Genomic DNA, 23,603 nt, shown 5'->3' with positions numbered 1-23,603 from the left:
TTGGCGGACACGTTCTTCGTGGGCCCCGCTACAGGGCAACGGGGGTGGTACCGCTTTGGTACCATGAGTCATGGCCATCAACGTGCGACTTCCCGAGGATCTGAATCGCCGGCTGGATGAGATCGCCGCCGCCGAACACACGTCCAAGAGCTCTCTGCTCCTCCAGGGGGCCCAGCTCATCGTCGAGCGCCACACCCGCCGTCATCTCGTTGACGATACCCTCCGATTCGTCGAGACGCACGACGCCCAGTTGCTGAAGCGACTCGAAGACGCGTGACGGCGTACCCCGACCTCGCCGACGCCCTCTACGTCATCGACCACTTCGGGTTCCATGTCCGCGACGTCGGCCTCCTCGCCTCGGCACTCGCCAGACCCGCGACCACGGTGTTCGGTGAGGATGCCTACGCCGCGATCGAACTGAAAGCAGCTGCGTTACTGGAGTCACTGATTCGCAACCACGCCCTCGTGGATGGGAACAAGCGGACGGCGTGGACGCTCATGGTCGTCTTCCTCGGGCTCAACGACTATCGGCATGATTTCGACACCGATACAGCGTTCGATCTGGTGCTCGCCGTCGCCAACGACGCGATCCCGTTGGAGGAGAGCGCCCGGACACTCAAGGAGCATCTGATCTCCTGGCCGTGAGGTGATAGTGACAGTGCCCATCAAGAACCTGCCGTCGTCGTGGCGGCCCCGAACGAGGAATTCGGGGTGCGGTTGGTCAGCGGGCGGTCATCCTGTAGCGCGTGAGGTGCCTCAGGTTGGGCGGCACCTCGAATCACTCCACTAGACTGACCCTGCCCGCACCGGCCACGCTGCGGGCATTTGCACGGAAGCGGCTCACCCGCAAGGGGAGCGAGCTCGTGAGAACACCGTCCGCCAGTAGGAACGCGAGAAACCATGTCCGAGACCACACCGTCCGCCGCGGTGGACCCCACCGACGAGGCCGGGGTGACGGCCGCCGTCGAGCACGCACTACGTGAGATCGAGGCCGCCGCCGACCTCTCCGAGCTGAAGACCGTTCGCTTGGCCCACACGGGGGAGAAATCCCCGCTGGCGCTGGCCAACCGTGCGATCGGTGAGCTGGACAAGGCCGCCAAGGCCACCGCGGGCAAGCTGGTGGGGCAGGCCCGCGGACGCGTGAACAAGGCACTCGCGGCACGCGCCACCGTGCTCGAGGAGGAGAGGGATGCCCGCATCCTTGTGGAGGAAGCGGTGGACGTCACGGCGGCCACGCGGCGTCGTCGGCTGGGCGGACGGCATCCCCTGACCAACCTGATGGACCACATTGGGGACATCTTCGTGGGCATGGGCTGGGAGGTCGCGGAGGGACCGGAGCTCGAGCACGAGTGGTTCAACTTCGACTCGCTGAACTTCAAGCCGGACCACCCGGCGCGGCAGATGCAGGACACGTTCTTCGTGGACCCGCCGTCGTCACACCTGGTGCTGCGCACCCACACCTCGCCGGTGCAGATGCGCTCGCTGCTGGAGCGCGAGCTGCCGGTGTATGTGGTGTGCCCGGGCAAGACCTACCGCACGGATGAACTGGACGCGACCCACACCCCCGTGTTCCACCAGGTGGAGGGCATCGCCGTGGACGAAGGGCTGTCCATGGCGGACCTCAAGGGCACCCTCACCCACTTCGCGCGCACCATGTTCGGCCCGGAGGCCGCGATCCGGTTGCGGCCCAACTACTTCCCCTTTACCGAACCCTCCGCGGAGCTGGACGTGTGGCACCCCACCGCCAAGGGCGGACCGCGGTGGATTGAGTGGGGTGGCTGCGGCATGATGCACCCCAACGTGCTGCGGGCCGCGGGGATCGACCCCGAGCGCTACTCGGGGTTCGCGTTCGGCATGGGCATCGAGCGGACCCTGATGTTCCGCAACAACGTCCCGGACATGCACGACATGGTCGAGGGCGACGTCCGCTTCAGCGAACACTTCGGGATGGAGATCTAGAGCAATGCGAGTTCCTTTGTCATGGCTGCGTGAGTACGCGCCCGTTCCCGAGGACGCCACCGCGGAGGACGTCCTGGCCACCCTCGTGAAGGTGGGTCTTGAGGAGGAGGACGTCCACCGCCCCTCCGACTCCCTCTCCGGTCCGATCGTGGTGGGCCAGGTGCTCTCCATGGAGCCCGAGACCCACTCCAACGGCAAGACCGTGAACTGGTGCTCCGTGCGCGTGGTGCCGGAGGGCCATGAGCAGACGCTGACGGGCAAGGGCATCGACCCCTCGGGCGTCCAGGGAATCATCTGCGGTGCCCACAACTTCTCGGTGGGTGACAAGGTGGTCGTCGCCCTTCCGGGTGCGGTGCTGCCGGGTGACTTCCGGATCTCCGCGCGCAAGACCTACGGCCACATCTCGGCAGGCATGATCGCCTCCGTGCGCGAGCTCGGCATTGGCGACGACCACGACGGCATCCTGGTGCTGTCTCGGATCGGGCTGGACCCCGAGATCGGCTCCGACGCCCTGGAGCTGCTGGGTCTCTACGACTCGGCGGCAGAGGTCAACGTGACCCCGGACCGCGGGTACGCGTTCTCGATCCGCGGGATCGCCCGCGAGTACTGCCACGCGGTGCGCGCACCGTTCACGGATCCCGTGGCGGAGCTCGCGCCGCGGGTGCCCGCGTCCACCGAGGACGGGTTCCCCGTGACCGTGTCCGACGACGCCCCGATCCACGGCCGCGCGGGATGCAACCGCTTCGCGGTGCGCATCGTGGAGAACGTGGACCCGTCCATCCCGTCCCCGCCATGGCTCGTGTCCCGGTTGCGCCTGGCCGGGATCCGCTCCCTGAGCCTGCCCGTGGACATCTCCAACTACGTGATGCTCGAGTACGGCCAGCCGATCCACAATTACGACGCAGACACCCTGCAGGGCGGGATCACCGTGCGCCGTGCGCGGGCGGGAGAGAAGCTGACCACGCTGGACGACAAGTCCCGTGAGCTGAACTCCGAGGACCTCGTGATCGCGGACGAGTCCGGTCCCGTGGGCCTCGCCGGCGTCATGGGCGGTGCTGCGACCGAGGTCGGGGAGAACACCACGCGCGTGCTCGTGGAGGCCGCGCGCTTCGACGAGGTCTCGATCGCCCGCACCGCCCGCCGCCACAAGCTGCCCTCGGAGGCGTCCAAGCGATACGAGCGCGGCGTGGACCCGCAGCTCGCACCGGTTGCTGCGCAGCGCGTCGTCGACCTCCTCGTGGAGCTGGCCGGCGGCACGGACTCCGGGCGGGTCACGGACGTGGACCACACGGACCGCCCCGCCGCGATCGAGCTGCCCGCGGGCTACCCTGCGGCGCGCGTTGGAGTGGACTACTCTCCAGAGGTCGTCGAGCGCAGCCTCGTGGCCATCGGCGCCGAGGTCACGGAGACCGCGGACGGCTGGACCGTGGTCCCGCCGTCGTGGCGCCCGGATCTGCTCGAGAAGGAGGACCTCGTCGAGGAGGTCGCGCGTCTGGACGGCTACGACAAGATCCCCGATCGCCTCCCCGTGGCGCCTCCCGGGCGCGGCTTCACGCGCTCGCAGGCCGCGCGACGCCGCGTGGCCAACACGCTCGCGGCCGCCGGGCTCACCGAGGTGCTCAGCTACCCGTTCGTGTCCCAGGCGGACAACGACCTGTGGGGCAGCGCGGACGGTGAGCACGTGGCGTCGATCAAGCTCGCGAACCCCATCAGCGAGGCCCAGTCCCTGCTGCGGGTGAGCATCCTGCCCGGGCTGCTCGAGGTGCTCAAGCGCAACCACTCGCGCGGACTGCGGGACCTGGCCCTCTACGAGATGGGCCACGTGTTCCTCGCGGACGGCTACACCCCGGACACCCAGCCCATCCCGCCGCTCGGCGTGCGCCCGGCCGCTCCGGAGCTCGAACGGCTCGACGCCGCCGTCCCCGACCAGCCGCGCAGGCTCGCCGCGGTGCTCACGGGGCACGACGCCGCTGCAGGCCCGTGGGTTGCGCCGCGCACCCTGGACTGGCAGGACGCGCTCGACGTCGCCGTGCTCGCCGCACGCAGCGTGGGCGTGGAGCTGAGGGTCACCCAGGGCTCGCATCACGCGTTCCACCCCGGGCGCACTGCGCAGCTGAGCACTCAGGACGGCGCCGTGATCGGTATGGCGGGAGAGCTGCACCCCAAGCTCGTCGCGGCCCAGGGTCTGCCCGAGCGCACGTGCGCCGTGGAACTCGACCTCTCGGCGCTGCTCGATCGTGAGGCCTCGGCGGTCACCGCGCAGGCGATCTCGGGTTACCCCGCGGCCACCCAGGATGTCGCACTCGTGGTGGACGCGAACGTCCCCGCGGCGGACCTGCTGAGCACGGTGCGTCGCGGCGCGGGTGAGTTGCTCGAAGCGGCTGAGGTCTTCGACGTGTACGCGGGCAAGGGCATCCCCGAGGGCAAGAAGTCCGTGGCGATCGCGCTGCGGTTCCGCGCCCCGGATCGCACCCTCACCGCGGACGAGGCCTCCGAGGCCCGTGAGAACGCCGTGAGTGCCGCGCATCGCGAACACGGCGCCGAGATCCGAAGCTGACCACCCCCACCAGCCAGGAGAAGTCATACCGTGAGCCACGACGCCCAGGAACTCATCGCTTTCGACGAGCACGACCAGGACACCCGACCCGGTGGTGCCCGAGGATGGTGGATCGTCCTCATCGTGTTGCTGGGCGCCGTGGTGAGCCTGCTGCTGGGGCTGCTCTCGGCGCTGTCCTTCGACAAGGCCTCCCGGCTGGAGGAGTGGGCGGGGGAGTCGATGGTCGTCTCCGGGACGTACCAGACACTCACCAAGGACCTCGTGACCCAGGACTACAACGGGATCTACGCGGGCATCATGCCCAAGAACGAGCTGACCGAACGCTACCCGTTCGACAACCGGCTCGACGATCCCGTCAAGAAGACCGAGGGGAACCAGATCACGTTCCGCGGCACCCAGAACGGTGTGCAGGACTCCGACTTCCCGCAGCAGGTGGACGCCCTGCTCGCGGTGCAGGACGGAACCCTGCGGGTCGTGGAAACCGACGAGCCCGGCAGCTACGGGATGGACGGGGTCACGGACTCCACCGTCACGGGGCAGCGGGTCAAGGCCGGGGCCCTGGGAGTGGCCGCGCTCGCGGCAGTCGCCCTGACCGTGTGGGGCGTGCGCCGGGTCCACCGAGGGGTGCGCCCGGGGGTGTGAGTTCTCTCGGCGAGCAGAAGGGGCCGGATCCGTTATCGGATCCGGCCCCTTCATCGTGTTCGCGACGCACCTTACGGGAGAAGGAGTAGCTTCCCCTGGGTGCCGCGGCCTTCGAGATCGCGGTGGGCCTCGGCGGCGTCGGCGAGTGCGTGTGTGCCGCCCACGCGAACCGTGAGCTCGTCGGCGCTCACGGCGTCCATCAGCTCACCCCAGCGCCATGTGCGTTCGTCCCGGTCGAGCGTGTAGTACGCGAGCGAGGGACGGGTCACGTACAGGGAACCGGAGCTGTTGAGCCGCTGCAGGTCGAACGGCGGTACCTGCCCGGAGGAACCGCCGAAGAGCACCGTGGTACCCCGCACGCGGGTGGCCTTGATGGATTCGTCGAACGTGGACTTGCCCACGGAGTCGTACACGACGTCCGCGCCGCGCCCGCCCGTGAGTTCCCGCACCTTCTCGGCGAAGTTCTCGTAGGGGAGGACGTGGTCCGCGCCCAGGCCCCGGGCCGTTTCGGCCTTCTCGGGCGTGGACGTCAGCGCGATGACCGTGGCCCCGATGCGCTTCATGAGCTGGATCGCCAACCCGCCCACGCCGCCGGACGCGGCGGTGATCACCGCGGTGTGGTCCGGGGTGAGCTGGAACGTGGAGCGCACCAGGTAGTGCGCGGTCAATCCCTGCAGCGGCAGTGCGCCGGCGATCTGCGGGTCCATGTCGTCGGGCACGGGCAGCGCCTTGTCCGCGTCCACGAGGAAGTACTGCGCGTACGTCCCGGACGCCTCGGCGGTGGCCACCCGCGCGCCCACGGCGACGGCGGCGTCGTCGGGAACATCGGAGCCCACGGCCTCGATCACGCCCGCGCCCTCCGAGCCCGGGGTGAACGGGAAGTCCACCGAATACATGCCGGAGCGCTGGTAGGTCTCGATGAAGTTCACGCCCGTGGCCTCGGTGCGCACGAGCAGCTGTCCGGGGCCCGGTTCGGGTACGGCGACGTCGCGCGCCCGTAATACCTCCGGTCCGCCGGCTTCCTCGGCCATGACGGCCTGCATGGTTGTCTCGCTCATGGGTGCTAGCCCTTTCGTTCTACGGACTTCGTACTCTGACCGCGCCCGTATCTCGAACAATCCGGGCGCGGCACCTTGACTGCCAGTCTCGTGTCACCGCGCGTCCGCTTCAAGGTGGGGCACCACTCGAGGTCACACTGCGCCCGCCCGGCATGCATAAATATTGACTACCCTGCATAGAAATACGATAAGGTGGGCCCATGACCTACACCGCAGCCGTTTCGGGAGCCACCGGTTACGCCGGAGGGGAGGTGCTGCGCCTCCTCTGTGGGCATCCGGAGATCGAGATCGCCACCGTGACCGCCCATTCCTCGGCGGGTCAGCGCCTGGGGGCATTGCAACCCCACCTGCACGCGCTCGCGGACCGCGAGGTCGTGGAGACCACCGCGGGGAACCTGGCCGGGCACGACGTCGTCTTCCTGGCCCTGCCGCACGGCCAGTCCGCGGACGTGGCGGCGCAACTGCCCGAGGACACCGTGGTGATCGACGCCGGTGCGGACCACCGGCTCGCCTCGGCCGAGGCGTGGCGCGCGTTCTACGGCAGCGAGCACGCCGGAACGTGGCCCTACGGCCTGCCAGAACTCATCGTCAACCCCGAGGGGCACAAGCAGCGGGACCAGCTGACCGGAGCCACGCGCATTGCGGTGCCCGGGTGCTACCCCACGGGCTCGCTGCTCGCCCTGGCCCCCGCGGTGGCAGCGGGCCTCGTGGAACCCGAGGACATGGTGATCGTCTCCGCCTCGGGGACGTCCGGGGCCGGTAAGTCCGTCAAACCCCACCTGCTCGGCGCCGAGACCATGGGCGGGATGTCCCCGTACGGCGTGGGCGGCGGGCACCGGCACACGCCCGAGATCGAGCAGGGCCTCGGCTGGGCCGGCGGTCAGGACGTCTCCGTCTCCTTCACGCCCACCCTCGCGCCCATGCCACGCGGGATTCTCACGACGGCGACCGCGCGGCTGCGCTCCGGGGTGGATGCGGAGCGCGTCCGCGAGGTGTACGACGCCGCGTACGGCACCGAGCCGTTCATCCACGTGCTCCCCGAGGGCCAGTGGCCGACGACCAAGGCCGTGACCGCGTCCAATCACGCGGTGCTGCAGTTCGCGGTGGACCCGCACGCGGGGCGCCTGATCGTCAGCGCGGCCATCGACAACCTCACCAAGGGCACGGCCGGGGCGGCGGTGCAGTCGATGAACCTCGCTCTCGGTCTGCCCGAGACCACCGGACTGACCGGGCAGGGCATCGCACCCTGAGCCGTTCACCCGCGTGGGTCCGCACGGGCCCCGACACCGGAACCGCCCGAACGGACCACCGCCAAGAGTCGCCCGAGTGACCGCTCCCCGACAGGAGAACCCATGACCTCCCACAACCCCGTTCCCGACATCCCCGTGAGCACCGACGCCGGCGTGTGTGCCGCCGCGGGATTCACCGCCGCGGGTGTCGAGGCCGGCTTCAAGAAGTCCGGCGGCAAGGACCTGGCCCTCGTGGTCAACAACGGACCGGACTACGCGGCGGCCGCCCAGTTCACCTCGAACCGCGTGGCGGCAGCGCCCGTCCACTGGTCCCGGGAAGTGATCCGCCAGGGCACCGCCCGGGCCGTGATCCTCAACTCCGGCGGGGCGAACGCGTGCACGGGACCGCGGGGATTCCAGAACACCCACGCCACCGCGAAACTCGTGGGGGAACAGCTGGGCATCGGTGCGGGGGACGTGCTCGTGTGCTCCACGGGATTGATCGGTGAGCAACTGCCCATGGAGGTGATGCGCGGGGGTGTCCCGCGCGTCGTGACCGAGCTCGCGCAGGGCCGGGAAGCGGGTCTGAGTGCGGCGCAGGCCATCATGACCACCGACATCGTGCCCAAGCAGGCGTGCGTGAGCGGGGACGGCTGGACCGTGGGTGGCATGGCCAAGGGCGCGGGCATGTTCGCCCCGGGGCTCGCCACGATGCTCGTTGTCCTCACGACCGACGCCGTCCTGCCCGCGGACGCGCTGTCCGCTGCGCTCGCCGAGGCGTGCCGGGTCACGTTCAACCGCGCGGATTCGGACGGGTGCATGTCCACCAACGACACCGTAACGCTCATGGCCTCGGGTGCCTCGCAGCGGACGCCCGAGCAGGGGGAATTCACCCGGGCACTGACCGCGGTGTGCCACAGCCTTGCGCAACAGCTGATCACGGACGCGGAGGGTGCCTCCCACGACATCGCGATCACCACGGTGGGCGCGGCCACGGAGACCGAGGCGGAGGACGTCTCGCGCACGGTGGCCCGCTCCAACCTGTTCAAGACGGCGGTGTTCGGCAACGACCCCAACTGGGGCCGCGTGCTCTCGGCGGTGGGAACCACGGAAGCCCAGTTCGACCCCGATCGGATCGACGTCACCATCAACGGCGTGACCGTGTGCCGCAACGGCGCGATCGGTGACCCGCGCGAGGGCGTGGACCTCGCGGCGTCGCGCGCCGTTGACGTCCTCATCGACCTCAAGGCCGGGGACGCGAGCGCGACCGTGTGGACCAATGACCTCACCCATGACTACGTCGAGGAGAACAGCGCCTACTCCAGTTAGCGCGCCCACCATGTCACGACTCAGCGATAACACCAGGTACGAGACGGCCCGCTCCAAGGCGGAGACCCTCATGGAGGCCCTGCCGTGGATCCAGCGCTACACGGGTTCCACCATGGTCTTCAAGTACGGCGGCAACGCCATGATCAACGACGACCTGCGTCGCGCCTTCGCGGAGGACATGGTCTTCCTGCGCCACGTGGGCATCCGACCGGTCGTGGTCCACGGCGGCGGCCCCCAGATCAGCGCGATGCTCGACTCGCTGAACATCCCGTCCGAGTTCAAGGACGGTCTGCGCGTGACCACGCCCGAGGCCATGTCGGTCATCCGCATGGTCCTCACGGGCCAGGTGGGGCGGGAACTCGTGGGCCTGATCAACGCGCACGGACCGTACGCCGTGGGCATGTCCGGGGAGGACGCCGGGTTGCTGCAGGCTCGTCGCGTCCGCACCGGGTCCGACGGCGCGCCCCTGGACCTCGGTCTCGTGGGTACCGTCACGCGCGTCAACACGGTCGCGGTCGAGCAGCTGCTGGACATCGGCAAGATCCCGGTGATCGCCTCGATCGCGCCCGAACTGGCGGATGCGGACGACGACGCCGCGGGGCGGGGTGCGCTCACGGGCCAGGTCCTCAACGTCAACGCGGACACGGCGGCCGCCGAGGTCGCCGTTGCCCTGGGCGCGGAGAAGTTCGTGGCCCTCACGGACGTCGAGGGCCTGTACGCGGACTGGCCGGATCGGTCCTCACTAATCTCGTCCCTGTCCGCAGCGGAACTGCGTGAGATGCTGCCCGGACTCGAATCGGGGATGATTCCGAAGATGCGGGCGGCCCTGCGAGCGGTGGACGGCGGTGTGCCGCGCGCGAGCATCGTGGACGGGCGCACGGAACACTCGTCCCTGTTGGAGATCTTCACGGACACGGGTATCGGCACAGAGGTCACACCGGACGGAGTTGAGCACTCATGAGCAACCAGGACGAACTGCTGGGGGACTACAAGGAACACCTGTTGGGGGTGTTCGGGGATCCATCACTCGTGCTCGTGTCGGGCGAGGGCGTGTACGTCACGGACGCCAACGACAAGCGGTACCTGGACCTGCTCGCGGGGATCGCCGTGAACGCCCTGGGCCACGCGCACCAGGCGTGGGTGCGGGCCGTCTCGGAGCAAGCGGGAACCCTCGCGCACATCTCCAACCTGTTCACGTCCCCGGGCAGTATCCACCTGGCCGAGAAACTGTTGAAGGTCACGGGGGCGCCCGAGGGCTCCCACGTGTTCTTCGCGAATTCCGGCTCCGAGGCGAACGAGGCCGCGTTCAAGCTCGCGCGTCGTCACGGCCGCGCGCACCCGGATGCCCAGGGTCAGCCCCGGACGCGCGTGCTCGCACTGGAAAACTCGTTCCACGGCCGGACCATGGGATCCCTGGCGCTCACGGCCAAGGCTGCTTACCGCGAGCCGTTCGAACCGCTGCCCGCCGGGGTCACCCACATCCCGGCCACGGCGGAGGCCCTCGAGCGGGAACTCGACGACACCGTGAGTGCGGTGATCGTGGAACCCGTCCAGGGTGAGGCCGGCGTGCACGGGCTGCCCGAGGGGTTCCTGGCCCTGGCCCGCAGGCTCACGCGCGAGCACGGTGCACTGCTGATCGTGGACGAGGTGCAATCCGGGATGGGCCGCACCGGGGCGTGGCTCGCCGCCACCGCCCAGCTGCCCGAGGGTGAGTTCCCGGACGCGGTGACGTTCGCCAAGGGGCTCGGCGGCGGGTTCCCCGTGGGGGCCATGCTCACGGCGGGACCGGAGGTCTCGGCCCTGCTGGGAGCGGGCCAGCACGGCACTACGTTCGGGGGCAACCCCCTGGCGATGGCCGCGGGGCTCGCGACCGTCACGACCCTCGAGAACGAGAACCTGCTCGACAACGCCCGGGATGTGGGAGCCCACCTCGCGCAGCGGCTGCGGGAGGTCCCCGGGGTGGGAGAGGTCCGCCAGTACGGTCTGCTGATCGGCGTGGACCTCGTCGCGGAGAACGCCGAGGACGCGGAGAACGCCGGGGCCACCGGGGACCCCGTGGCCCAGCGCGTCGTCGCGGCCGCGCGCGAGGCGGGATTCATCCTCAACGCCACCGGACCCACCACGCTGCGTCTGGCGCCGCCTCTCATCATCACCGCGGAGCAGGCGGACACGTTCGTCGAGGCCCTGCCGCAATTGCTCGATACCGTCCGCGCCCGCTGAGCCCCGGACAGCACCACACCCGAAGGAGAATCCCCCGTGCCCCGTCACTTCCTGGTCGACACCGATCTCACCCCCGAGGAACAGTCCGGGGTCCTGGACCTTGCCGCCGCGCTCAAGGCGGACCGGTTCTCCCGCCGCCCGCTCGCGGGTCCGCAGACCGTGGGGATCATCTTCGACAAGACCTCCACCCGCACCCGCGTCTCGTTCGCGGCAGGGGTGAGCGACCTGGGCGGCAACCCGCTGATCATCAACCCGGGGGAATCCCAGCTGGGCCACAAGGAAACCGTCGCGGACAGCGCCCGGGTGCTCTCCCGGATGCTCGCGGCGATCGTGTGGCGCACGTATGCCCAGTCGGGGCTCGAGGAGATGGCCGAGTTCAGCGACGTCCCGGTGATCAACGCCCTGTCCGACGACTACCACCCGTGTCAGATCCTCGCGGACCTGCTGACGCTGCGCGAGGAGTTCGGGGACGTGGCCGGGCGCACCCTGGTCTACCTGGGGGACGCCGCCAACAACATGGCGAACTCCTACCTGCTCGGTTGCGTCACGGCCGGCATGCACGTGCGGGTTGCCGGGCCGGAGGGCTATCTGTCGCGCGAGGACGTCGTCGCCGCGGCCCGCGAACGCGCCGAGCTCACCGGCGGCTCGGTGCTCGTGACCACGGACGCGAGCGAGGCGCTGAAGGACGCGGACGCCGTCGTCACCGACACGTGGGTGTCCATGGGCCAGGAGAGCGAGAAGGCCGAGCGCGCGCAGATCTTCACGCCGTACTCGGTGACCTCCGAGGCCATGGCGCTCGCGGCCGACGACGCCGTGTTCCTGCACTGCCTGCCCGCCTACCGCGGCTTCGAGGTCGCCGCGGACGTGATCGACGGTCCCGCGTCCCGGGTGTGGGACGAGGCCGAGAACCGGGTGCACGCGCAGAAGGCCCTGCTGACGTTCCTGCTGGATTCCTCGGGACTGTCCGCGGACCTGCCCGCCGCCCTGCGCCGGGAGGGGGCGCGGTGAGCATCCCCACGACCAAGACGGCGCGCCAGGCCCGGATCCTCGAACTGGTGACCGGGGGAGACGTCCACTCGCAGGCCGAACTGGCCGAACTGCTCGCGGCGGACGGCATCCAGGTGACCCAGGCGACCCTGTCCCGGGACCTCGTGGAACTCGAGGCGGTGCGCGTGCGCTCCGCGAGCGGGGGCATGGTCTACGCGGTCCCCCAGGCGGGGGTGGACCGGTCCCCGACCAGCGGCGTCACCCGTCAGAGCACGGACGCAAAACTGGCCACGCTGTGCCGCGAGCTGCTCGTGACGGCCGAGGGCAGCGCCAACCTCGTGATCCTGCGCACCCCGCCCGGGGCCGCGCAGTACTTCGCCTCGGCGATCGACCACTCGCTGCTCCCCGAGGTGCTCGGCACCATTGCCGGGGACGACACGATCATGGTCGTCGCACGCGAGGCCAACGGCGGCGCGGACCTCGCCCGGAGGTTCCTGGACTTCGCGCGCTGAACGACGCCGCGGCGCTCAGTCCTCGCGCGACTCCCGCTCCTGCAGCAGCGGCAGGAGGTGTTCCTGCCCGAAGACCCGGGCCACGTCCTGCGCGTGCTGGTGGCCGGTGGCCTGGCCCGCGCCGGCGTCGAGCAGCATGCGCGTGATCTCCTCGTTGCCGCGGAACACCGCGCACACGAGAGCGGTGAACCCCATGTCGCTCACGCGTTCGGTGTCCGCGCCGTGTTCCAGCAGCAGGGCCACCGCGTCCCGCTGTTCCTGATAGCACGCGAGGTTCAACAGGGTGTCGCCCTTGTTGTTCGTCAGGTTGACCGGCACGCCGGCCTCCAGCGCGAAGCGCAACAGGTCGGTGTCACCGTGGCGGGCGGCGTCGAACAGGGACGCGATGTACTCCAGCTCCTCGTCGGTGAACTGGGGGGCCTGAGGTTGGGGTTCCGGTGTGGTCACAGATCTTCCTTCGCAAGGACGGCGCGTGAGTACCGCCCCGAATCAGGGGCGATACTGCGGTTTCTCGGCTCCCAGTGTGGCACGGGCGGGCCCCGGACCACCGTGTTTGACTCGTGTACCCGGTACTGGCAGTCTCATGTGTTAGAACTCACAGATCGGACTCGGAGGACTCATGACGAACCTGGCCACCCTGCTCACCGACTCGGCGCAGAAACACCCCACGAACCCCGCGATCATCCTGGACGACACGCGCGTGACCTACCAACAACTGGACGGCCTCTCCGCCCGCGCCGCGGGATTGCTGCGCGCGCGGGGGATCGGACCCGGTGACCGCGTGGCCCTCGTGCTGCCCAACGTCCCGCACATGCCGGCGCTGTACTACGCGGTGTTGCGCGTGGGCGCCATCGTGGTGCCGCTGAACCCGTTGCTCACCCCGCGGGAGCTGACCTACCACTACCAGGACGCCGGGGTGTCCCTCGTGTTCGCGTGGCAGGACATGGCCGAGGCCAGCCAGAAGGCCGCCGAGGAGCTCGACGGAGTGGAGGTGATCCCCGTCAGCCCCGCCGGGACCGCGCAGCAGCTGCAGGAGGTGGAGCCGGTCACCGAGGTCGTGGAACGCGAGGACTCGGACACCGCGGTCCTGCTCTACACCTCCGGCACCACGGGCCGCCCCAAGGGTGCGGAACTGACCCACAACAACCTGCGCACGAACGCCGTGGTCGCAGGCTCCCTGTTCGACCTCACCGCGGACGACGTCATGTTCGGCGGACTGCCGTTCTTCCACGTCTTCGGTCAGACCACGGCCCTGAACAGCGTGATCCTGCGCGGCGGCGCGGTCACCCTGCTGCCGCGGTTCCACCCGGGCAAGGCCCTCGAGATCCTCCGTCGTGACAAGGTGTCGATCCTGACCGGCGTGCCCAGCATGTACGTCGCGCTGCTGCACCAGGTGGGCCAGGATCCCGCGGGTGCGGAGGGGCTCGAGCTGCGGGCCTGCGTCTCCGGAGGCTCCTCCATGCCCGTGGAGGTCATGAGCAAGTTCGAGAAGGTGTTCGACACCGAGATCTACGAGGGCTACGGGCTGTCCGAGACCTCGCCGGTCGTGTGCTTCAACCAGCCGGGCGGCGTGCGCAAGCCCGGTTCCATCGGGACGCCCGTGGACGGTGCGGAGATCCGGATCGTGGACGGGCAGGACCAGGAGGTGGGCACGAACGAGGTCGGCGAGCTCGTCGTGCGCGGCCGGTACGTCATGAAGGGCTACTGGGGCAAGCCCGAGGCCACGGAGGAGGCCATGCGCGGCGGGTGGTTCCACACGGGTGACATGGGCCGGCAGGACGAGGACGGCGCCATCTTCATCGTGGACCGCAAGAAGGACATGATCCTGCGTGGCGGCTACAACGTGTACCCGCGCGAGGTCGAGGAGGTCATCTACCAGTTCCCCGGCGTCGTGGAGGCCGCGGTCGTGGGCGTCCCGGACGAGAAGCACGGCGAGGAAGTGGGCGCCGTCGTGGTGTTCGAGTCCTCCGTGCTCGAGACCAAGGACAAGGACCAGGTGACGCGCGAGCTGGACGCGTTCGTCCAGGAGCGGGTGGCCAAGTACAAGTACCCCCGGATCTACCGCATCGTGGACGAGCTGCCCAAGGGCCCCACGGGCAAGATCCTCAAGCGTGAACTGACCCTCGATGCATAAATACTGATTGGTGTGTATAGTCATGCACGAGGCGCGGGTTCGACTCGCGTAGTCAGTGTTGTCGTCGTGTATGAGGAGAGCGCCGTGAGTGATCGCGTTGTATTGGCCTACTCGGGCGGATTGGACACGTCCGTGGCCATCGGGTGGATCGGTGAGGCCACCGGTGCCGAGGTCATCGCCATGGCCGTGGACGTCGGACAGGGTGGCGAGGACCTCGAGACCGTGCGTCAGCGTGCTCTGGACTGCGGTGCCGTGGAGGCGTACGTCGCGGACGCCCGTGACGAGTTCGCCAGTGAGTACTGCATGCCAGCGCTGAAGGCCAACGGTCTCTACATGGACTCCTACCCGCTGGTCTCGGCCGTCTCCCGCCCGGTGATCGTCAAGCACCTCGTGAAGGCCGCCAAGCAGTTCGGGGCCACCACGGTGGCCCACGGCTGCACGGGCAAGGGCAACGACCAGGTGCGCTTCGAGGTGGGGATCCAGACCCTGGGCCCCGAACTCAAGTGCATCGCGCCGGTGCGTGACCTCGCGTTGACCCGTGAGAAGGCCATCACGTACGCGGAGAACAACAACCTGCCGATCGCCACGACCAAGAAGAACCCCTTCTCGATCGACCAGAACGTGTGGGGCCGCGCGGTGGAGACCGGGTTCCTCGAGGACATCTGGAACGCGCCCACCAAGGACGTCTACGACTACACGGACGATCCCACGTTCCCGCCCGCCGCGGACGAGGTCGTGATCACGTTCGAGCAGGGCGTGCCCGTGGCGCTCGACGGCAAGCCCGTCACGCCGCTGCAGGCCATCCAGGAGCTCAACCGCCGCGCGGGTGCCCAGGGCGTGGGGCGGATCGACATCGTGGAGGACCGGCTCGTGGGCATCAAGTCCCGTGAGATCTACGAGGCCCCGGGTGCCATGGCGTTGATCGCCGCGCACAAGGAACTCGAGAACGTCACGATCGAGCGCGAGCAGGCCCGCTTCAAGAAGACCGTGGGTCAGCGCTGGACCGAGCTCGTCTACGACGGCCAGTGGTTCTCCCCGCTGAAGAAGTCCTTGGACGTGTTCATCGAGGACACCCAGAAGTACGTCAACGGTGACATCCGCATGGAGTTGCACGCGGGCCGGGCCACCGTGACCGGGCGGCGCTCGTCCACGGGCCTCTACGACTTCAACCTGGCCACGTACGACGAGGGTGACTCCTTCGACCAGTCCAACGCCCGCGGGTTCATCGAACTGTTCGGGATGTCCTCCAAGGTGGCCTCCCGCCGCGAGCAGGGCCTCGCCGAGGGCTGACATCCGTCTCCCGCGCCCCGGTGCGCGGGTGATCACCACATCATCGCGAACGGCCGGGCTCCTAGACTGGAGCCCGGCCGTTCCCCGCGCCGGGTGAGTGCCCGGCAATCCACGGTCCCACGACGTCCACGAGGAGCATCATGGCCCAGCACGAGCAGCACGGAACCAACGAGGGCGCCCTGTGGGGCGGTCGATTCGCGGGCGGGCCCGCGGACGCCCTCGCCGCGCTGAGCAAGTCCACCGATTTCGATTGGCGTCTGGCGCCGTACGACATCGCGGGGTCCCGCGCCCACGCCCGCGTGCTGCACACGGCGGGTCTACTGAGCGAGGACGAGTTGAGCGGGATGCTGGACGCCCTCGACCGGCTCGAGTCGGACGTGCGCAGCGGGGCGTACGCGCCGTCGCCGTCGGACGAGGACGTCCACGGGTGCCTCGAGCGCGGGCTCATCGAGCGCGCCGGGGCGAACCTCGGCGGCAAGCTGCGCGCGGGCCGCTCCCGCAACGACCAGATCGCGACCCTGGGTCGGATGTACCTGCGCGACCACGCCTCGATCATCGCGCGCAACCTGCTGGAGCTCGTGCGCGCTCTCGTGGACCAGGCGCGGCGCCATCCGTACGCCCCCATGCCCGGGCGCACCCACCTGCAGCACGCCCAGCCCGTGCTGTTGTCCCACCACCTGCTCGCCCACGCGTGGGCCGTGCTGCGGGACGTCCAGCGGCTCGCGGACTGGGACAAGCGTGCGGCGGTGTCCCCGTACGGTTCGGGCGCGCTCGCGGGATCGTCGCTGGGCCTGGACCCCAACGCCGTGGCGGCCGAGCTCGGCTTCGACTCCGCGGTGTTCAACTCGATCGACGGCACCGCGTCGCGGGACGTCTACGCGGAGTTCGCGTGGGTGTGCGCCATGGCCGCCGTGGACGTCTCCCGGATGAGCGAGGAGGTGACCACGTGGGCCACCAAGGAGTTCTCGTTCGTCACGCTGGACGACGCCTACTCGACCGGCTCGTCGATCATGCCGCAGAAGAAGAACCCGGACGTCGCGGAGCTCGCGCGCGGTAAGGCCGGCCGGTTGATCGGTGACCTCGCGGGTCTGCTCGCGACCCTCAAGGGGCTGCCGCTGGCGTACAACCGGGACCTGCAGGAGGACAAGGAGCCCGTCTTCGACGCGATCGACCAGCTCGAGGTGCTGTTGCCCGCCGTCACGGGCATGATGGCGACCCTCGAGTTCCACACGCAGCGCCTCGCCGAACTCGCGCCCCAGGGCTTCGCGCTCGCGACCGACGTCGCCGAGTGGCTCGTGCGCCAGGGCGTCCCGTTCCGCGAGGCGCACGAGATCTCCGGCGAGGCCGTGCGCGTGTGCGAGGACGAGGGCATCGAGTTGTGGGACCTGACCGACGAACAGTTCACCGCGATCTCCCCGCACCTCACGCCCGGGGTCCGTGAGGTGCTCACGGTCGAGGGCTCCCTGTCCTCCCGCAACTCCCAGGGTGGCACCGCCCCGGACGCGGTCGCCCAACAGCTCACCGAGCTCGAACGCCAGCTCGCGGAGCTGGAGGCTTTCGCCGCGCGCGAGCCCGTCGTCTCGTGACGGCCGGACTGCACGACCTTCTCCTGGCCCCGGCCCCGGACGTCGCTCCCCGGCTGCTCGGCGCCGTCCTCGTGTGTGCGCGCCCCGGGGGCACGGTTGGGCTGCGGCTGACCGAGGTCGAGGCCTACGGCGGCCCGCAGGACTCGGACCTGCCGGATCCCGGGGCCCACACCTACCGGGGCCGCACCGCGCGCAACGCCTCGATGTTCGGCCCGCCCGGGCACGTCTACGTGTACTTCACGTACGGGCTGCATCACGCGGTGAACTTCGTGTGCCGGCCCGAGGGCGTCGGCGGTGGTGTCCTGATCCGATCGGGCGAGGTCGTGCTGGGGGCCGAGGCGGCCACGCGGCGTAGGCTCGCGAACCGCAGTTCGGAACCGGCCTTCGCATCGCTCGCGCGCGGGCCCGGCAACGTGGCGCAGGCCCTCGCGCTGACCCGCGACGACGACGGCGCCGCGCTCGCCGATCTCGGCACCGCCCCCGATCCCGTGGCCCGGGCGCGCGAGGAGGTCGAACGGCGCGGTGAGGACACGTGGACCGGACTGGTCCTCGCGCAACGCCCCGCGAGCGACGTCGTCGTGACGGCCCGGACGGGCGTGTCCGGGGAGGGCGGGACGGACGCGTACCCGTGGCGCTACGCGCTGCCGGGCGAGCCCACGGTGTCCCCGTACCGCAAGGCCACCGTCAAACGCCGCCGCACGCGCTAGCGCACCGTCCGCCACGCGCGGTGCGCCGGATACGATGGAGCAGTGACTGAATCCGTGGAACAGATGATCGACCGGTTGTGCGCCAAGATCCCCGACCACCCCGAGCCGGGGGTGCTCTTCCGCGATCTCACGCCCCTGTTCGCGGACGGGGACGGCTTCAAGCGCACCGTGGACGCGCTCGTGGACGCCTTCCGCGGCCAGTACGACTGCGTGGCCGGCGTGGAAGCCCGCGGGTTCATGATCGCCGCGGCCGTGGCGTACGCGTCCGGGGCGGGGATCATCCCGGTGCGCAAGGCGGGCAAGCTCCCGCGCGAGACCATCTCGCAGGCCCATGACCTCGAGTACGGCACGGGCATGCTCGAGATCCACACAGACGACGCTCCCCGGGGTTCGCGCGTCCTGGTCCTGGACGACGTCCTCGCCACGGGCGGGACCCTCGGTGCGGCGGCGTCGTTGTTGACGCGCGGCGGGTACAACGTCGCGGGTTTCGGCGTGATCATGGAGCTGACCGCGCTGCGCGGCCGGGCCCAACTGGGTGGGCACCGCGTGCGCGCACTGTTGCGCGTGTGACGGGGGAGTCGCGCGGATCGAGCGGTAGGATGGTCGATCGCCGGTTGAGCGACCGGACCCGTCGGCAGTGTGCGTGAGGTGAAGTGCGTGGAGGAATCCGCATCCGTGGAGGTGTCCCGGCAACTGGGGGAGGAGCGGCGCTACGTCGCCGAGGCCTACGCCCGGTTGGACGAGTTGCGGCAACTCAATGCGGACGAGTTGCGCCGCGTCCGGACCACGAACTTCGGCGGGGGACACCAGGCGCGCTCCGAACGTGACGCGTTCGCCACGCACTACGAGGACCGCCTCACCCAACTGAATGCGGTGGATGAACGGCTGGTATTCGGCCGCCTGGACACCACCGAAGGCGAACGTCATTACGTGGGCCGGCTCGGACTGGCCACGGAGGACCACCGCCGACTCGTGCTGGACTGGCGCGCCCGCGAGGCCGGGGCTTTCTACCAGGCCACCGCCGCCAACCCCATGGACCTCGTGCGCCGGCGTCACCTCATCATGGACGGGCGGGACGTTACCGCCCTCGAGGACGACGTCCTGGATCCGGGTGCCGTCTCCGACGCCGAGGTCGTGCACGGCGAGGGCGCGCTCATCGCCGCGCTGAACTCCGAGCGCACGGGCCGGATGACGGACATCGTCGCCACGATCCAGGCCGAACAGGACCGCATCATCCGCGCCCCGCTGTCCGGGGTGCGCGTGGTCCAGGGTGGCCCGGGCACCGGCAAGACCGCCGTGGCCCTGCACCGTGCCGCATACCTGTTGTACGAACACCGCGAGCGGCTCGCGAAGTCGGGCGTGCTGATCGTGGGTCCGTCGTCGTCGTTCCTGTGGTACATCGAACGCGTGCTGCCCGCGCTCGGGGAGACCGGCGTGGTGATGTCCTCCCTCGCGGACCTGTACCCGGGGGTGCACGGCACCGTCGAGACCGACCCCTGGGTGACCCGGTGGAAGTCCGGGCTGCACATGGTGGACGTGATCAAACGAGCCGTGGCGGATCGGCAGAAGGTCCCCGAGCGCACGCAGTGGCTCACCGTGGACGGCCACAGTGTGCGCCTGGAACCCTCCCTCGTGCGCCGGGCGCGGGAGCGGGCGCGCGCCACGGGCAAGCCGCACAACGAGGCGCGCGAGACGTTCGTGAAGGTCATCGTCAAGGAGCTCGCGCAGACCCTCGGGGACGAGCTCAACGAGAAGGCCGGGAGCACCATGGACCGCTCCTACCTCAAGGAGGACCTGCGGCAGTCCCGCGAGGTGCGCATCGCGCTCAACCTCCTGTGGTTGCCGTTGACCCCCCAGCAGCTCGTGGCCCAGTTGTTCGCCAAGGAGCACTACTTGCGCTCCGCCGCGCCACGGCTCTCGGACGCCCAGGTGGCGCGCCTGCTGCGGTCCGGGGACGCGCCGTTGACCGTGCCCGACGTCGCCCTGCTGGACGAGGCCGCGGAACTGCTGGGCGACTTCGAGTCCGCCGGCATCAAGGTGCGCGGTGACCGGTCGCTCGAGGAACGCAAGGCCCAGGAATCGGCGCAGAAGGCGCTCGAGGCCATGGCGGAGGGGTTCGAGGACATCGGCGCCCAGGGCGTCGTCACGGTCGAGCAACTCACGTCCTTCAACGCGGAGGCGCCGCACCGGATGACGGCGGCCGAAGCAGCGTCGTCGGACCGCACGTGGGCCTACGGGCACGTGGTCGTGGACGAGGCGCAGGAACTGTCACCCATGCAGTGGCGCGTGCTCATGCGCCGGTGCCCCCTGAAGTCCTTCACCGTGGTCGGGGACATCGCCCAGGCGGGTAATGCCGCGGCGGCCCGGACCTGGGACGACGCGCTCAAACCGTTCGTGGGGGAGCGTTTCACGCTCGAGGAGCTCACGGTCAACTACCGCACACCGCAGCCCATCGCCGACGCCGCGGTGCGGGTCGCGCAGGCCGCGGGGATCGCGGTCTCCGACCCCACGGCGGTGCGCGACGGCGAGGCGCCCGTGATCGTGCCGGTGGACTCCGAAACGGATCTGGCCGAGCAGGTCGTGGCCCAGGTGCGGGGCGAACTCGACCGGCTCGCCGGGGGACTCGTGGGCGTCGTGTGCCCGGGCGGTCGTCTCGCGACGGTGGGCACGGCCCTGGACAGGGCGTTCCCGGGAATGGTGGCCGCCGGAATGCGCAGCCTGGACCGACGGATCATGGTGCTCACCCCGTGGGACGCCAAGGGGCTCGAATTCGATTCCGTGGTGGTCGTGGAGCCCACGGAGATCGCGGACGACCCCGCCGGGGGCCCGGGCAATCTGTACGTGGCCATGACCCGTCCCACCCAGCGGTTGTACCTCGTGGCGGCCCACGGACTGCCCGAGGGAATCACTCCGCAACCCGGGGAACCGGGCGCCGAGGACCCCACGGCGGCCTGATAACTTAGTCCACGTGTCAACCACCGATCTCAGCACGCAGCACAACGATCCGTCCTTCGCCTCCCTGTGGGAGGAGCTGAACTGGCGCGGACTCGTCCAGGTCTCCACGGATGCGGAGGCCCTGCAGGAAACGCTCGACGGTGGTCCCATCACGTACTACTGCGGGTTCGACCCCACGGCGTCATCCCTGCACCTGGGACACCTGGTCCAGCTGCTGTTGCTGCGCCGGCTCCAGCTCGCGGGACACCACCCCATCGGTCTGGTCGGCGGGTCCACCGGGTTGATCGGTGATCCGCGCCAGACCTCGGAGCGCGTGCTGAACTCGCGCGAGACCGTGGCCGAATGGGTGGATCTGCTGCGCGAGCAGGTCCAGCGGTTCCTGTCCTTCGAGGGGGAGAACCCCGCGCGCATGGTCAACAACCTGGACTGGACGTCCCAGCTGTCCGCGATCGACTTCCTGCGGGACATCGGCAAGAACTTTCGCGTGGGCACCATGATCAAGAAGGACATCGTGGCCAAGCGGCTGAACTCGGAGGAGGGCATCTCCTACACCGAGTTCAGCTACCAGATCCTGCAGGGACTGGACTTCCTCAACCTGTACCGGCAGTACGACTGCGTCCTGCAGACCGGCGGTTCCGACCAGTGGGGCAACCTCACCTCGGGCACGGACCTGGTGCGCAAGGCCGAGGGTGCCACGGTGCACGCGATCGGCACGCCGCTGATCACCAACTCGGACGGCACCAAGTTCGGCAAGTCGGAGGGCAATGCCATCTGGCTGGACCCCGAGCTGACCTCCCCGTACGCGTTCTACCAGTTCTGGCTCAACACCGCGGACGCGGACGTTGCGGACCGGCTCAAGGTCTTCACCTTCCGCACCCGCGAGGAGATCGAGGAACTGCAGCGGCTCACCGAGGAGGAACCCTTCCGGCGTGAGGCCCAGAAGGTCCTCGCCTCAGATGTCAACACCCTGGTGCACGGGGTCGAGGCCACGCGCAAGGCGATTGAGGCGTCCGCCGCGGTCTTCGGCAAGGGATCCTTCGAGGACCTCGACGAGGACACGCTCGCAGCGGTCGCGGCGGAACTGCCGCACGCGGAGGTCGCCGCCGGCGAACACGCCGTGGTGGATCTGCTCGTGGCCACGGGACTCGCGGAATCCAAGTCCGCGGCTCGGCGCACCCTCAAGGAGGGCGGTGCCTCGGTCAACAACCGCAAGCTCTCGGGGGAGGACGCCACGTTGACCCCCGACGACCTGCTGCACGGGCGGTTCGCGCTGCTGCGCCGGGGGAAGAAGAACCTCGCGGCCGTCACGGTCACCGGCTGATCCGGACACCGACCGTCCCAGACCTTCATCCCTGAACCGGGCGGTGCCCGAGCCCGCCGTCCAGCGGGCCGATCACGAGCCGGGACCAGCGTTTTGCGCGGGTCCCGGCTCGTGTGTAATGTATTCCGAGTCGCCGCGGCGAGGAACCGGAAAGGGACCGCAACCGCGGGGTGACCAGCAAAGATCAGCCCGAGAAGTCGGACCTCGTTCATGCTATGGTTACCTAGCGTTCGGCAGCGCAGAGCGGATCGGCTTGAACAGTCAAGTTGACACGCCGAGCAACGCGGAACTAAGCTTGATGAGTCACTTCGAGGCGGACCGGAAGGTTCGACCGGAGGAGCAATTACCAAAATCTTCGATCGGCCGCTGACGGCCTGATCGGACAACCGACCGTTGTGGCCCTGGTGAGGGGTTGTGTGGTGTGGTTTGTTGTTTGTCAACTCAATAGTGTGTCTAGTTTGTTGATACCAAAGTTTTTTGTTTTTGGTTGATGGCCTGACGGTCCCCTGGGTGTTTTCCCGTTTCCTGGGGGTGTTGGGTGTCAGCCGGGATCCCACCCCGGTGCCTGCCCTTTGATGGGTGTGGTGGGGTGGTTTCTGTTGAATAGTTTTTTGACGGAGAGTTTGATCCTGGCTCAGGACGAACGCTGGCGGCGTGCTTAACACATGCAAGTCGAACGCTGAAGCTTGGTGCTTGCACTGGGTGGATGAGTGGCGAACGGGTGAGTAATACGTGAGTAACCTGCCCTTGACTCTGGGATAAGCCTGGGAAACTGGGTCTAATACTGGATATGACCTCCTGTCGCATGGTGGGGGGTGGAAAGGGTTTGTACTGGTTGTGGATGGGCTCACGGCCTATCAGCTTGTTGGTGGGGTAATGGCCTACCAAGGCGACGACGGGTAGCCGGCCTGAGAGGGTGACCGGCCACACTGGGACTGAGACACGGCCCAGACTCCTACGGGAGGCAGCAGTGGGGAATATTGCACAATGGGCGCAAGCCTGATGCAGCGACGCCGCGTGAGGGATGACGGCCTTCGGGTTGTAAACCTCTTTCAGCACGGAAGAAGCGAAAGTGACGGTACGTGCAGAAGAAGCGCCGGCTAACTACGTGCCAGCA

General features: G+C 69.1%; 20 protein-coding genes and 1 rRNA gene. 19 read left to right on the top strand and 2 right to left on the bottom strand.

Annotation, left to right across the window (positions count from 1 at the left end):
• The first annotated feature begins 70 nt into the window (after positions 1-70).
• The 5 genes from AS25_RS05885 to AS25_RS05865 all read left to right on the top strand — a co-directional run bounded on the left by AS25_RS05885 (position 71) and on the right by AS25_RS05865 (position 5,158).
• The gene (locus tag AS25_RS05885; protein WP_253270490.1) at positions 71-277 is read left to right on the top strand and encodes a ribbon-helix-helix protein, CopG family; all 207 of its coding nucleotides are present in this window, start codon (positions 71-73) and stop codon (positions 275-277) included.
• The gene (locus tag AS25_RS05880; protein ID WP_035963270.1) at positions 274-645 is read left to right on the top strand and encodes a type II toxin-antitoxin system death-on-curing family toxin; all 372 of its coding nucleotides are present in this window, start codon (positions 274-276) and stop codon (positions 643-645) included. The genes AS25_RS05885 and AS25_RS05880 overlap by 4 nt, the downstream gene beginning before the upstream one ends.
• Before the next feature lie 255 nt (positions 646-900).
• Complete coding sequence (gene pheS / locus AS25_RS05875) at positions 901-1,959, top strand: phenylalanine--tRNA ligase subunit alpha (protein WP_035963266.1); 1,059 nt, start codon at positions 901-903, stop codon at positions 1,957-1,959.
• 4 nt (positions 1,960-1,963) lie between these two features.
• Entirely contained in the window at positions 1,964-4,516 is a 2,553-nt protein-coding gene (gene pheT, locus AS25_RS05870) for a phenylalanine--tRNA ligase subunit beta (RefSeq protein ID WP_035963258.1), read from the top strand.
• Between the two features lie 30 nt (positions 4,517-4,546).
• Entirely contained in the window at positions 4,547-5,158 is a 612-nt protein-coding gene (locus AS25_RS05865) for a hypothetical protein (protein ID WP_035963255.1), read from the top strand.
• 71 nt (positions 5,159-5,229) lie between these two features.
• Here the strand turns inward: AS25_RS05865 and AS25_RS05860 are convergent, their stop codons facing one another.
• Entirely contained in the window at positions 5,230-6,216 is a 987-nt protein-coding gene (locus AS25_RS05860) for a quinone oxidoreductase family protein (RefSeq protein WP_084118035.1), read from the bottom strand.
• A 200-nt stretch (positions 6,217-6,416) separates the two neighbouring features.
• On the opposite strand from AS25_RS05860, the gene argC reads away from it, so the two are divergent.
• The 6 genes from argC to AS25_RS05830 all read left to right on the top strand — a co-directional run bounded on the left by argC (position 6,417) and on the right by AS25_RS05830 (position 12,493).
• A complete protein-coding gene (argC, locus tag AS25_RS05855) occupies positions 6,417-7,466 on the top strand; it encodes an N-acetyl-gamma-glutamyl-phosphate reductase (protein ID WP_035963251.1) in 1,050 nt (349 codons plus the stop codon).
• A 102-nt stretch (positions 7,467-7,568) separates the two neighbouring features.
• Complete coding sequence (argJ, locus tag AS25_RS05850) at positions 7,569-8,774, top strand: bifunctional glutamate N-acetyltransferase/amino-acid acetyltransferase ArgJ (protein WP_052160753.1); 1,206 nt, start codon at positions 7,569-7,571, stop codon at positions 8,772-8,774.
• A 10-nt stretch (positions 8,775-8,784) separates the two neighbouring features.
• Positions 8,785-9,735 carry an acetylglutamate kinase gene (gene argB / locus AS25_RS05845; RefSeq protein ID WP_035963249.1) on the top strand — a complete coding sequence of 317 codons (951 nt, stop codon included), beginning with the start codon at positions 8,785-8,787 and terminating at the stop codon, positions 9,733-9,735.
• Positions 9,732-10,994, top strand: a complete 1,263-nt coding sequence (locus tag AS25_RS05840) for an acetylornithine transaminase (protein ID WP_035963247.1) — start codon at positions 9,732-9,734, stop codon at positions 10,992-10,994. Before argB ends, AS25_RS05840 begins: the two co-directional genes overlap by 4 nt.
• Positions 10,995-11,030: 36 nt before the next feature.
• Positions 11,031-12,002, top strand: coding sequence for an ornithine carbamoyltransferase (gene argF / locus AS25_RS05835; protein ID WP_035963245.1), 972 nt, complete (start codon positions 11,031-11,033; stop codon positions 12,000-12,002).
• Positions 11,999-12,493: an arginine repressor gene (locus tag AS25_RS05830; RefSeq protein WP_035963241.1), complete on the top strand. Its 495-nt coding sequence runs from the start codon at positions 11,999-12,001 to the stop codon at positions 12,491-12,493. The genes argF and AS25_RS05830 overlap by 4 nt, the downstream gene beginning before the upstream one ends.
• Before the next feature lie 15 nt (positions 12,494-12,508).
• Here AS25_RS05830 and AS25_RS05825 read toward each other — a convergent pair whose 3' ends face one another.
• A complete protein-coding gene (locus AS25_RS05825) occupies positions 12,509-12,940 on the bottom strand; it encodes an ankyrin repeat domain-containing protein (protein ID WP_035963239.1) in 432 nt (143 codons plus the stop codon).
• Positions 12,941-13,112: 172 nt separating this feature from the next.
• Here AS25_RS05825 and AS25_RS05820 point away from each other — a divergent pair, with 172 nt between their 5' ends.
• The 8 genes from AS25_RS05820 to AS25_RS05785 form a co-directional block, all read left to right on the top strand.
• Positions 13,113-14,627 (top strand): long-chain-fatty-acid--CoA ligase, encoded by a 1,515-nt coding sequence (locus tag AS25_RS05820; RefSeq protein ID WP_035963237.1) that lies wholly within the window; start codon positions 13,113-13,115, stop codon positions 14,625-14,627.
• Positions 14,628-14,711: 84 nt separating this feature from the next.
• A complete protein-coding gene (locus tag AS25_RS05815; RefSeq protein ID WP_035963230.1) occupies positions 14,712-15,917 on the top strand; it encodes an argininosuccinate synthase in 1,206 nt (401 codons plus the stop codon).
• A gap of 140 nt (positions 15,918-16,057) precedes the next feature.
• Positions 16,058-17,503 (top strand): argininosuccinate lyase, encoded by a 1,446-nt coding sequence (gene argH, locus AS25_RS05810; protein ID WP_035963222.1) that lies wholly within the window; start codon positions 16,058-16,060, stop codon positions 17,501-17,503.
• Positions 17,500-18,210 carry a DNA-3-methyladenine glycosylase gene (locus AS25_RS05805; protein ID WP_035963216.1) on the top strand — a complete coding sequence of 237 codons (711 nt, stop codon included), beginning with the start codon at positions 17,500-17,502 and terminating at the stop codon, positions 18,208-18,210. Before argH ends, AS25_RS05805 begins: the two co-directional genes overlap by 4 nt.
• Positions 18,211-18,252: 42 nt before the next feature.
• Entirely contained in the window at positions 18,253-18,780 is a 528-nt protein-coding gene (locus AS25_RS05800; RefSeq protein ID WP_035963208.1) for an adenine phosphoribosyltransferase, read from the top strand.
• A 69-nt stretch (positions 18,781-18,849) separates the two neighbouring features.
• Positions 18,850-21,165 (top strand): HelD family protein, encoded by a 2,316-nt coding sequence (locus AS25_RS05795; protein ID WP_035963204.1) that lies wholly within the window; start codon positions 18,850-18,852, stop codon positions 21,163-21,165.
• A 13-nt stretch (positions 21,166-21,178) separates the two neighbouring features.
• Positions 21,179-22,486 carry a tyrosine--tRNA ligase gene (gene tyrS / locus AS25_RS05790; RefSeq protein ID WP_035963198.1) on the top strand — a complete coding sequence of 436 codons (1,308 nt, stop codon included), beginning with the start codon at positions 21,179-21,181 and terminating at the stop codon, positions 22,484-22,486.
• 611 nt (positions 22,487-23,097) lie between these two features.
• A 16S ribosomal RNA gene (locus tag AS25_RS05785) occupies positions 23,098-23,603 on the top strand; the annotation flags it as partial.

The sequence above is a fragment of the Kocuria marina genome, assembly GCF_000786655.1.
GTDB lineage: Bacteria > Actinomycetota > Actinomycetes > Actinomycetales > Micrococcaceae > Kocuria > Kocuria marina_A.
Note: the sequence above shows the minus strand (reverse complement) of the source record. Positions and strands in the feature narration are given on the sequence as shown.